Below are 12127 nucleotides of genomic sequence, written 5' to 3' on the forward strand. Positions count from 1 at the left end.
GCAACACCGTTGTCACTCATTAGGAGTGCCCATGTCCGAATATCTTATGAATGAACAAACCTTAGAGCCTCAGGTTCCAAGTGTATTACCACTATTAGCGCTACGTGATGTGGTGGTGTATCCACACATGCAAATTGCGTTATTTGTGGGTCGTGAAAAATCGATCAATGCAGTTGATGTGGCTCGTAACAGTGACAATTTAGTATTTGTAGTTGCACAAAGAGATTCGCTTACAGAAGAAATTGATCACGACAACCTTTATCAATACGGTACTGTCGCGAAGATTGTGCAAGTTGTGAATCATGAAAATGATGAAAACTGTATTAAAGTCCTGATTGAAGGCCTGCATCGCTCTAAACTTACCCGTATTATTGACTCAGAAGAATATCTGAGCGCTGAGCATACTCTTAGTCCAATGACTGTAGAGTCTAGCGAGGAAGAGCAAGATGCCCGCCTGCAAGATTTGCGTACCTTGTTTGCCCAGTATGCTGAAGCAAAATTGCGTAATGCGCGTGAGCTGATTGCGGCGGCCAATAAAATTGAAGATCTGCTGCAACTGTTATTCTTTGTTGCGACTCGAGTTCCACTTAATATTGAAGTGAAACAGAAGTTCCTTGAACATGATGAGTTCGAAGTTCATCTGCAAGAACTGATGACTTATCTGCTTCAGCAATCTGAAGAACAACAGCTAGAACAGACCTTGCATGATTCAGTTAAACGCCAGATGGAAAAGAATCAGCGTGAATATTTCCTGAATGAAAAAATGAAAGTTATTCAGCGCGAACTCTCTGACATGAATGGTGGCGCTGAAGATGATGTGGCCGAGATTGAAAAACGTCTCGCAGAAGCTGATCTGCCAGAACATGTACGCAAAAAAGCTGAAGCTGAATTCCGTAAGCTAAAAGCGATGCAACCGGCTTCAAGTGAAGCGGCTGTGGTACGTAACTATCTGGAAGTTATTTTAGATACACCGTGGAACAAGGCTAGCAAAGTTAGTATTAACCTGAATAAAGCTCAGGAAATCCTGGATGCTGACCACTATGGCCTAGATGAAGTAAAACAGCGTATCGTTGAGTATCTTGCAGTACAGTCGCGTGTGAAAAAGCTGCGTGGACCAATCCTCTGTCTGGTTGGCCCCCCAGGTGTAGGTAAAACCTCTCTTGGTGAATCTATTGCTAAAGCTACAGGTCGTGAATTTGTGCGTATGGCTTTAGGTGGCGTGCGTGATGAAGCTGAAATACGTGGACACCGTCGTACTTATATTGGTGCGATGCCAGGTAAAATTGTGCAGTCCCTGACAAAAGTCGGCGTTAAGAATCCGCTGTTTTTGCTTGATGAAATTGACAAGATGGCACAGGATTATCGAGGTGACCCTGCTTCTGCATTACTTGAAGTGCTTGACCCGTCGCAGAACCACAAGTTCAATGACCATTACCTTGATTTGGATCTTGACCTGTCTGAAGTCATGTTTATCTGTACTGCAAACAGTATGGATATTCCGGGTCCATTACTTGACCGTATGGAAGTCATCCGTTTGCCGGGCTATACCGAAGACGAAAAAGTAAATATTGCTGATCGTTATTTGGTACCCAAAGCGATTAAAGATAACGGGTTACGTGCTAAAGAGTTAACAGTACATGAAGAAGCGATTCGTGACATCGTACGTCGTTATACTCGTGAAGCAGGTGTACGTAGTCTTGAGCGTGAAGTTTCCAAAATTGCGCGAAAAGTCGTGAAAGAAGCCGTGAGCAAGAAAGCCAAAAATCTGCATGTCGATGTTACTGCAGAAAACTTGCCAGATTATCTGGGTGTACACAAGTTTGACTTTGGCATGGCGGAAGAAGAAGCCCAAGTTGGCCGTGTAAATGGTCTGGCATGGACTTCGGTCGGTGGTGAATTACTGACTATTGAAGTTGCAGCAGTTAAAGGTAAAGGTAAATTCATTACTACCGGTTCTTTGGGTGATGTTATGAAAGAATCGATTACTGCGGCTATGACAGTAGTGCGTACCCGTGCAGATGAACTTGGAATTGAGGCATCGCGTTTTGAAGAAACGGATGTACACGTTCACTTGCCTGAAGGTGCAACACCAAAAGATGGCCCATCTGCCGGTCTTGCTTTAACTACTGCACTTGTTTCAGCATTTACTGGTATTGCAATTCGAGCAGATATTGCAATGACAGGTGAAACCAGTCTGGGTGGTCGTGCAATGCGTATTGGTGGGTTGAAAGAAAAATTGCTTGCTGCCCACCGTGGAGGTATCAAGCTGGTTTTCATTCCACAAGAGAACGTACGTGATCTTGCAGAAATTCCAGAAAATGTGAAGGAAGGGCTAGAAATCAAGGCAGTGAAAAGTATCGATGAGATATTGCCACTTGCTTTAACCTCTATGCCAAAACCTCTTCCAAAGCAACCTCTGGTAAAACCAGTTGAAGAGTCAAATACAGCCCGCCACTAAGGGTAAATAAGAAAAAGAGAGCTTCGGCTCTCTTTTTTGTGTTAAAAAATGTATATATAGTATGTGTAGCCTTTATTTTAGCTTGAAAAAGCTGAGCAGTTTCCCCATCTTATTCAGTATAGACATACGGTTCTGTGGGTTTTAATTTTTCTCACAACGTACACTAAATGGCCATCTGTATCTCCAGACGGATGGCCTATTTCGCAGTCCTTTTAGCCCCTTTTAAGGACTGCGTTTTTTTGTCTTAAATACTTTAATTTTAGAAGTTAGATTCAAGAATGGTAGAGGCTAAGCCGTTAATTACCTGAGCCATCTTTACAGTATCAAGCTTATCAATACGGTCCTCTTGTGTATGGTAAAACTTGTTGCGGTATTTTCCGGTATCTGTAATCAGAATTGCCGGAATATCAAATTGCCAATAGTTAAAATGGTCAGAAAAGTCTGCCCCTGCCAGAAATGAAGGTGTTACCATACGCTGGCAATCCAGCTGGTTTAACTTCTGCATTGATGCACAGTAAGCATTCCCGATTTCACTTGACTGTATATTACTTAAGGTTGCAATAAAATTAGCATGACTTGGATATATCCATTTCATGCCTGCCGGATACTGCTGTACATTCTTAATATCATAGTAGCCTATCATATCAAGTATGAAAGCTGCCTTAATCTGCTCTTTTTGCTGCTGTACCGATTTGGCATGAATATAACTTCCCATTTGTGCAGTTTTAAAAAATGGCTGCTCTTTTAAGGTATAAAAGACAAATTCGATATTATGCTTTAAGGAAGAGCGCTCTGCTGCCAGAATGCGTGCTATTTCAAGTACACCGGCGACTCCGGAGGCGTTGGCATCTGCTCCAGAAGTTTTTTCAAAAGCATCATAATGCGCACCGATAATTATTTTATCTGAGCGGCCAACATTGATATAGCACAAGACATTTCGATAATTTTTTCCGTATACTTCATAAGTCTGATAGTTACAGGGTATACCGAACAGACGCATCTGCTCTTTTAATCCTGCTGATATCCGATTAAGTTCCTCTACATTTTTATAATTTCGTGCAACTCCCGGCCGAATAATCTGGTTCATGTAAACTGTTAGATTAGAAGGATCTGCCTGCTTAAAAGATGTGCTTAGATCAGCTGCTGCTACACATGAAAAAAAACCACTTATAATTAAAATTAAGTATCTGTATATCAACCGATTCCACATTCGCTTATTTTTCCATTTGTTATCATGACAGGCTTGTTGTTCGTATGGGCAACCTGCCCTTCTGGTTATTTTCCAGCTTCATTATGTCTTTTTGTATCAGTACAGATAGCATTTCAACGTTATAATAATGTTATTTTGATACCAAACAGCAGTTATGAAAATCCGTATTTTAACCATAGGTCAAAAAATGCCAGCTTGGGTTTTGACTGGCTTTGAAGATTACTTCAAACGTATTCAACCGTTTGTACAAACTCAGGTCATTGAGTTACCCATGGCTAAACGCGGCAAGAATGACTCAGACGCAGATATATTAAAATATTGCCAGATTGAGGGTGAAAGTATTCTCGCTACGCTTAAACCCAGCGAAATTCTGATTGCTCTAGAAGTGGGTGGAAAAGAGCTCAGCACCGAGAAGCTGGCTGAAACAATGAAAGGCTGGATGCTTGAAGGACACGATATAGCTCTGGCAATCGGTGGACCGGATGGGCTTTCAGATCAAGTCCGTAAAACAGCAGCTTGGCACTGGTCACTCTCCAAGCTGACTTTACCTCACCCTTTAGTCCGAGTGATGTTGATCGAACAGCTTTATCGGGCAATGAGTATTAATCATAATCATCCTTATCATCGCGCTTGAATATTCTTAATCCCATAATTGCATTTTTGAAACATACCGTTGAAATAAAGCTTCTTTAATAAGCGGCTTTTTTTCTGCATCATGAAGTTTAATTTAAATTGCTCAGGTCAGGCGCTCATGAATTTACAGACTCTCCCCGGTTTATTTATTTCGCATGGTTCTCCCATGCTCGCTCTTGATCCGGAACAGGTGGGACCTGCCTTAGAACGTTTGAGCATTAACCTGCCTAAACCGGAAGCTATTATTGTAATGTCGGCTCACTGGGAAAGTCAGGCCCTGGAAGTGAGTATAGCAACGCGTCCCGAAACCTGGCATGATTTTCGTGGCTTTCCAGCCGAGCTTTATGAAATTCACTATCGTGCTCCGGGTAACCCGGAACTGGCCGAAGAAATTTTGCATCTGTTTGCTGAAGCACAGATACAGGCACATGCAAACAATATCCGCCCGCGTGACCATGGTGTCTGGATGCCTTTATTGCACATGTATCCCGAAGCAGAAATTCCGGTAATCGAGATTTCGCTGCCTATGGGCATGAGTGCTGATGAGATTTATCAAATTGGGCAGGTGCTGGCGCCTCTACGTGAACGACAAATTTTATTGATTGGTTCAGGTAACATTACTCATAATCTGGCCGAGTTAAACTGGCACGGTAATACGTCTGAAGTACCTGAATGGGCTTCGACTTTTCGCAACCATGTGGTGAGTAAACTTAGCCATAGCAGTTATGATGAAGTACTTGAATGGCAACATTTGCCTTATATTGCACGGAATCATCCCACTCTTGAGCATTTAGCTCCCCTTTTCTTTGCTATGGGTACTGGCTCAAGATTCAGTTTGGTTCATAGCAGTTTTTCTATGGGGGCTCTAGGAATGGATATTTACAGGTTTGATTAGTACAAATATTCACTATGATTAGAAAAACTTCATTTGAAACCCTCATTTGAAGTTACAAAACAATACGTTTTAAAACTAAAAACCTAACCAGTCCGGTTTTTATGAGCTGAACGATGCCTTAAGCTATGCTCTAATTTAGTTGTAACAAAAGATTTAAAATGAAATTGAAATATTTGTTTCTTGCCCTGCTTCCTTTTTCTTTAATGGCTTGCCAATCTATTCAGCCGCATCAAAAGCAGCCACATGTCTCACAACAAGCCGATACTGAGCAGCAGCTCTCTGCCTATAGCTGGACTTACCAGAATTCTCAAGCTTCTAAACCTCTAGTCATCAATTTTATAGATAATCATCAGTTATCTATACAGACTGGCTGTAACGGACAAGGCGGCAGCTGGAAAATTGAAGAAGGTAAATTGGTAACTTCTCATCTGATTTCAACCATGATGGCCTGCCAGTCAGACTTAATGAAACAGGAACAGCTCTCTAGCAGTATCTTCAATGAAGCACGTTCAAATTTTGATATTAGCTTAGCGAATGGTCAGGCCATTTTAACCATTACAGATACAAAGGGACAAAAGCACGTGTTTAAAGGTAGTAAAATGCTTGAACATAGTGCTTTAACTTCTTATAACTGGACCTATCAACCGGAAGGTTCCAAAGAACCTATCCTGTTGAATTTTTCCAATGACCGGATTGGAATTGATACCGGATGTAACCGTCAGGGTACAAGCTGGAAAATTGAAAATGGTCAGCTATTGACTGGTGACTTAGTTTCAACACAGATGGCATGTGATCCGGTATTAATGAAACAGGAGCAGTTCTCCAGTTCCCTATTTCAAAAACGCAGTATTCCTTTTGAACTCAATCTGGCGAACCCTGAACAGCCCACCCTGATCTTGAAAGATACCCAAGGTCAAAGTTATACATTTAAGGGTAACATGACCCCTGAAGCTCAATATCAGTCTCAAGGTGAAACTATTTTTCTAGAAATAGCACCTGAAACCAAGTCATGTACAGGAGTTGCACCACAAACCTGCCTGCAAGTGCGTGAAATCAAATATGATGATAAAGGTATAAAAACACAGGTCGATAAAGATTGGACACTATTTTATGATCATATTGAAGGTTTTAAGCATGAACCTAATCAGCGAGTCATCGTACGGGTAAAGCGCTATGAACGTAAAAATGTTGCTGCCGATCAATCAAAATATGCGTATGTGCATGATATGACTGTAGAACAGGAAACTATTAAAAAGCCTTAAGTTTATATCTAAATAATAAAAAACCGATGCCAATGCATCGGTTTTTTATAAGTAATTTTAGAAAAACTTAGTATACGCCCTGTGCCAGCATGGCATCAGCAACTTTTACGAAACCAGCAATGTTAGCACCATCTACATAATTGACAGTACCATCTTCCTGGGTACCATATTTTACACAGTTGCGGTGAATCTCTTTCATGATCGCATGCAGACGCTCATCCACCTCTTCAAAGCTCCAGCCTAAACGCAGTGCATTCTGAGACATCTCTAAACCTGAGGTAGCCACGCCGCCTGCATTTGATGCCTTGCCTGGTGCATAAAGAATTTTTGCTTTAACAAACTCTTCTACTGCTTCAAGGGTAGAAGGCATGTTGGCACCTTCGGCCACACACATCACTCCATTGGCTAACAGTTGACGTGCATCATCACCATCGAGTTCATTTTGTGTAGCACATGGTAGTGCGATGTCGCATTTAATTCCCCAAGGACGTTTACCTTCAAGATATTCAAATCCATGCTTGGAAGCGAATTCTGACATACGGCCACGCTTCACATTTTTAAGTTCCATGACCTCTGCAAGTAATTCATCAGTAAAGCCATCTTTTACGTAGACAGTACCGTTTGAATCAGACAGGGATACTACTTTAGCACCCAAGAACATAGCCTTGTCTGCAGCATATTGGGCAACATTACCAGAAGCCGAGATTGCAACCACTTTACCCTGAAAAACCTCGTTACGGGTTTTAAGCATTTCTTCTGCAAAATATACAGTACCGTAACCGGTAGCCTCGGGACGGGCCAGACTGCCACCAAATGACAGACCTTTACCCGTGAATACAGATGAAGTGTCATTGCTGAGTTTTTTCATCATGCCGGCCATGTAGCCAACTTCGCGACCGCCTACTCCAATATCCCCCGCAGGAATATCGGTATTTGAGCCTAAATGACGATAAAGCTCGATCATTAATGCTTGGCAAAAACGCATGATTTCACCTTCTGACTTACCTTTAGGGTCAAAATCAGAACCGCCCTTACCACCACCCATTGGTAATGTGGTCAATGCATTTTTAAAAGTTTGCTCGAAACCAAGAAACTTAAGAATAGAAAGGTTTACAGAAGGATGGAAGCGCATTCCACCTTTGAATGGCCCAATTGCCGAATTATATTGTACTCGAAATGCACGGTTAACCTGAGTTTGACCTTGGTCATCTACCCAGGAAACACGAAACTGGATTGCACGTTCTGGTTCGACTAAACGCTCAAGCAGGCCATGTTCTGCATAACTTGGGTTCTTTTCAATAAAAGGCCATAAACTGGTCATCACCTCTTCTACAGCTTGTAAAAACTCTGGTTGATGTGGATCACGTGCTTTGACGTAGTCTAAGAAGTCGTTAAGGCTGTTATATTTCAACGCTTAGTCCTCTGCAGAAAGGTGATTCAAAATTGTGCAAAAATTTACTCAAAGTGATATATTTTGGCGCAAATTATTAAATATCGTTTACACTGCTAGCACAAGACTTTTTTAAAAAAAGTTTAATTAAAATGATAATTAAATTACTTTTTTTTATGAATTATATCACTTTTAATCATAATTCTGATCAGTTAATCACTTGTCAATATTACCCATTTACTGAAACATTACAGTGAAACTCGGCAAATTATAGCGCTGAGATATGTTAAAATACTATTTCTGATCAGGCATTTTTCTGCTTTTCCTGTTTTTTGCTGTGCACTTATGATTTGACCATGAATTCAACCATTTCCATGATTCGCCAAATTGATGCCCTTCTACCACAAACCCAATGCGGACTATGTGGGCATCGTGATGGATGCCTGCCTTATGCGCAGGCTATTGCTGAAGGTGAAGCCGCCAATAAATGCATTCCTGGGGGGCAGCCGGTAGCAGATGCTTTGGCAAAACTGCTCGATCGTGGAGCACTAAAAGCTGAAGAAAGTGTCTGGCCAATTCAGGCGGATGGACGTCCGCAACGCATGAAAGCAGTAATTCGTGAAGATGAATGTATTGGTTGTACCAAATGTATTAGTGCTTGCCCAGTGGATGCCATTATAGGCAGTGGTAAGCTCATGCATACTGTATTGACTGACCTGTGTACTGGCTGTGAATTGTGTATTCCCCCCTGCCCGGTTGACTGTATCGACCTGATTGAAGATGTTCAGCCCTTGCCTACAGAAGATTTACGGATTCAGGAGCAGAACGATTTACGCCGCCGTTATTATGCGCATATCCAACGTGAGGAAACTCGACGGATGTATCGGAAAGGTCCTGTTGTACGTGCGGAGATCGACAGCGAACTGTTTGCACGCTTCTCCCAGCAGACTGATGCAGTTCCAGCGATTGAAGTAAAACAGAAAGATATATCTGTTCAGAACACGGTAAGTGCACAGACAACAATTGAACTCGCCAAAATACGTACACAGATTAAAAAACTGGAAAAACAGCTCTCTGTACGTGAAGATGCACAAAAACAGACACAGCTAATAGAATTAAACCGGCAGTTACAGGCTCTACAGGAATCGTCAAAATGAGTACAGTAACCAGCAAACCTGTAAAAAAAATGAATAAAAAACAGGTTTATACTTTTTTTGAGCGTTTACGCCAGCAGCGCCCTCACCCTACCACCGAACTCAGGTTTTCTAGCCCTTTTGAGCTACTGGTTGCAGTTACACTTTCGGCTCAGGCTACGGATGTAAGTGTAAATAAAGCAACCGACAAACTTTTTCCTGTGGCTAATACTCCGGAGGCCATCTATGCCTTAGGTGTCGAGGGTTTAAAAGCCTATATCAAGACAATTGGCCTTTATAATGCCAAAGCAGAAAATGTGATTAAAGCCTGTAAAATTCTGATTGAACAGCATAATGGCCAAGTTCCAGAAACTCGTGCAGAGCTTGAAGCTTTGCCTGGTGTAGGCCGTAAGACAGCCAATGTAGTACTCAATACCGCATTTGGGCAGCCGACTATGGCTGTAGATACTCATATTTTTCGAGTAGGTAACCGGACTGGCCTCGCACCAGGTAAGAACGTACTAGAAGTCGAGCAGCAGCTATTAAAAGTAATACCGAAAGAATTTATAGTTGATGCACATCACTGGCTGATTTTACACGGTCGTTACACCTGCATAGCACGTAAGCCAAAATGTTTTGAATGTGTGGTGGCCGATGTATGTAACTGGCCGGACCGTTATGCCTTGGGCGCAGAACAGGCCATCACCACATTAATTCCACAACTTTCAGATAAGTAAGATATTTTTATTTCTTCTGCTTTTGCTGTGCCTGAAGTTTAGGATGCAGTCGACGTTTAGGCGCTGGTCTGTTGGCTTTTTCCTGAGCTTCCTGCTTTTCTACAGCACGTAACATTTTTTGACTTTGATAAAGTAAGGCCAGCAAGATAATAAAAAAAACAATGACCAAGATAATCAAGCCAATTTTCAGCATTGATCCATCCTCTGCTCTGCATAAAATAAAAGAGCCCTAATATGGCTTAGGACCCTTTTAAAGTCAAAAGAATCTCGAGCTTACCCGAGTTTTATTTGGTCTGGTCTAAAATAGCAAACAGTTCAGTCTGAACTTCATCAATAGCACGCAAGCCATTTAATTTATTATAAGTTGGCGCATTTTCACCAGAGGCGGCACGGCCTTGATAAAAACCTACCAGCTGCTCAGTTTCAGTATGATATGAACCTAAACGCTTACGAATAGTTTCTTCAAGATCATCCGGACGCTGTACCAGATCTTCACCAGTTTCATCATCCTTACCTTCTACCTTAGGCGGGTTATAGACGATGTGGTATACACGGCCAGAGGCAGGATGCTGACGACGACCAGAAAGACGTTTTACAATTTCTTCGTCCGGCACATCGATTTCAATGACATGATCGATGGCTATGCCTTCTTTTTCCAGCGCTTCAGCTTGCGGAATGGTACGAGGAAAGCCGTCAAAGATACAACCATTTTCACAATCTGGCTGAGCAATGCGTTCTTTAACTAGTCCGATGATCAGCTCATCAGACACCAGACCACCAGCATCCATCACACTTTTAGCTTTAAGACCTAATTCAGTACCTTCACGAATTGCAGCACGGAGCATATCACCGGTTGAAATTTGTGGGATATTGTAGCGCTTACAGATCAACTGAGCCTGAGTGCCTTTGCCTGCTCCAGGTGGTCCGAGTAAGATAATGCGCATAAAAAAACATCCTCATTTTAACAATGTATTCGACATTTACATAATAACTAGCGTTGTAATTGTCATTTCTTGTGGCGACTCTTTATAAGAAGGAAGCCATCAACAATTATAAAAAGGCGACAAACAAATGTATTAAACCAGCGAAAAATCCGGTTACACCGCCCAATACAATCAGAATCCACTCATCTTCCTGAAACGCAGGGCGTAACAGGTTCTGGAATTCTTTAGGCGTCAATTCGCGAATACGGTCTCTAAACATTTGATAGATCTTCTGTGCACGGCTCGCATTGAATGCCGGGTCACACACAGGCACCATCGTAATTTCAATTGAGCGATCGATCAAGTCTGTCTTGAGTCTTGCGTATTCTTTTGGCCCTAAAGACAGCTGTAACGATGTCCGAACCAGCGGAGTTTCCATAATTTCATTAATATGACGTTTTACAATACGACGGGTTTTCTCTCTACGGGTACCGTACATCATTTCGGTCATAATCGATTTTAAAGTAATGAGGTCTTCAGTCACTACTCTTGCAAATACATCAGAGACCTCATCCTGACGCTTCATAAAAGCGCCTTGCATATTATAACGGCCTATACGCAAGACAGGTACAATCCACGGGAATTTACGGTCTTTAGTTAAACGGAATAACTGTGGATAGCGAATGTAATGTGGCTCTACCGGGTTAAACACCATCCAGATTGCAATCCAGTTGGTCAGGAACCCCCAGATGGATGCCCAGAAAGGAACTGTCCAGTGCCAAGGCACTACAAACCAGACAATCATCTGGAAGATACCAAAAAACATACCAATCAGGGCACTAATATGCCAGATAAAGTTAATCTCTTTCTGGCCAACTTTCAGAAACATGCGAACCATGAGCAAACGGTCACCTTCCATCTGGCGAACCACCATCTCACGCATATTGACTAGAGATTCTACATTGAGGGTAAGCTCAGTGACCAGGTCATGCAGAACAACCGGAAGCTGCTTATGGGCCTGTGCGTAAATACGGCGTTTAATTGAATAAGGCAGATTTTCCCAGAGCACAGCATTACGGTCCAGCATAACCTCATCAATCAGGTGTTCCAGTTCAAAACCAACCTGCTCACCAATAATACGTGCCATATCGGCTGGGTCCATTGCCTCGAGAAACTCTTGAAGCGACCCAAGTTTAGATAAGGTATTGTCAGTGATAATGCCCGAAATACGGCCAGCTTTACGCGGCACAATTCCTTGCCAGCCAATTGGAATAGGACCTAAGTAAAAGCCCCAGAAATTGATTGGATAAAACACCATTTTCAGTGCCATCCAGACATGGGCCCAAGTAACAAAAGCTGTGACAGGAATAATGCTGAGCACGGCCCAAAAATCAGGTCGATTTGAAAAGGTTTGCCACAGTTCACTGACGTACTCTAACATGCATGACTCTCGTATTTATTTCTATTCGCTAAATTATTCACGTTA

The 12127-nt window shown here is 42.2% G+C and carries 11 protein-coding genes; 6 read left to right on the top strand and 5 right to left on the bottom strand.

The window, feature by feature from the left end; genetic code table 11:
- Positions 1-31: 31 nt before the first annotated feature.
- Positions 32-2458: an endopeptidase La gene (lon, locus tag ACRAD_RS10350; protein ID WP_005027253.1), complete on the top strand. Its 2427-nt coding sequence runs from the start codon at positions 32-34 to the stop codon at positions 2456-2458.
- Between the two features lie 259 nt (positions 2459-2717).
- Here lon and ACRAD_RS10355 read toward each other — a convergent pair whose 3' ends face one another.
- Positions 2718-3668: a M28 family peptidase gene (locus ACRAD_RS10355; RefSeq protein WP_005027255.1), complete on the bottom strand. Its 951-nt coding sequence runs from the start codon at positions 3666-3668 to the stop codon at positions 2718-2720.
- 154 nt (positions 3669-3822) lie between these two features.
- On the opposite strand from ACRAD_RS10355, the gene rlmH reads away from it, so the two are divergent.
- From rlmH to ACRAD_RS10370, 3 genes are all read left to right on the top strand, one after another.
- The gene (gene rlmH, locus ACRAD_RS10360) at positions 3823-4302 is read left to right on the top strand and encodes a 23S rRNA (pseudouridine(1915)-N(3))-methyltransferase RlmH (protein WP_005019124.1); all 480 of its coding nucleotides are present in this window, start codon (positions 3823-3825) and stop codon (positions 4300-4302) included.
- Positions 4303-4419: 117 nt separating this feature from the next.
- Complete coding sequence (locus ACRAD_RS10365) at positions 4420-5196, top strand: dioxygenase family protein (RefSeq protein WP_005027257.1); 777 nt, start codon at positions 4420-4422, stop codon at positions 5194-5196.
- A gap of 158 nt (positions 5197-5354) precedes the next feature.
- Positions 5355-6458 (top strand): META and DUF4377 domain-containing protein, encoded by a 1104-nt coding sequence (locus ACRAD_RS10370; protein WP_005027260.1) that lies wholly within the window; start codon positions 5355-5357, stop codon positions 6456-6458.
- 67 nt (positions 6459-6525) lie between these two features.
- On the opposite strand, the gene gdhA is transcribed toward ACRAD_RS10370, so the two are convergent.
- Complete coding sequence (gdhA, locus tag ACRAD_RS10375; protein ID WP_005027261.1) at positions 6526-7869, bottom strand: NADP-specific glutamate dehydrogenase; 1344 nt, start codon at positions 7867-7869, stop codon at positions 6526-6528.
- 335 nt (positions 7870-8204) lie between these two features.
- Between gdhA and ACRAD_RS10380 the strand changes: the two genes are divergently transcribed.
- Together ACRAD_RS10380 and nth are read left to right on the top strand one after the other, a co-directional pair.
- Positions 8205-9005, top strand: a complete 801-nt coding sequence (locus ACRAD_RS10380) for an RnfABCDGE type electron transport complex subunit B (RefSeq protein ID WP_005019117.1) — start codon at positions 8205-8207, stop codon at positions 9003-9005.
- On the top strand, positions 9002-9718 hold the full coding sequence (gene nth, locus ACRAD_RS10385) for an endonuclease III (RefSeq protein WP_005019116.1): 717 nt from the start codon (positions 9002-9004) through the stop codon (positions 9716-9718). The genes ACRAD_RS10380 and nth overlap by 4 nt, the downstream gene beginning before the upstream one ends.
- A 7-nt stretch (positions 9719-9725) precedes the next feature.
- On the opposite strand, the gene ACRAD_RS10390 is transcribed toward nth, so the two are convergent.
- From ACRAD_RS10390 to ACRAD_RS10400, 3 genes are all read right to left on the bottom strand, one after another.
- A complete protein-coding gene (locus ACRAD_RS10390) occupies positions 9726-9911 on the bottom strand; it encodes a hypothetical protein (protein WP_005019115.1) in 186 nt (61 codons plus the stop codon).
- A 91-nt stretch (positions 9912-10002) separates the two neighbouring features.
- Entirely contained in the window at positions 10003-10662 is a 660-nt protein-coding gene (adk, locus tag ACRAD_RS10395; RefSeq protein ID WP_005019114.1) for an adenylate kinase, read from the bottom strand.
- Between the two features lie 106 nt (positions 10663-10768).
- Complete coding sequence (locus ACRAD_RS10400) at positions 10769-12082, bottom strand: hypothetical protein (RefSeq protein ID WP_005019113.1); 1314 nt, start codon at positions 12080-12082, stop codon at positions 10769-10771.
- Positions 12083-12127 lie beyond the last annotated feature (45 nt).

The sequence above is a fragment of the Acinetobacter radioresistens DSM 6976 = NBRC 102413 = CIP 103788 genome, assembly GCF_006757745.1.
Taxonomy (GTDB): domain Bacteria; phylum Pseudomonadota; class Gammaproteobacteria; order Pseudomonadales; family Moraxellaceae; genus Acinetobacter; species Acinetobacter radioresistens.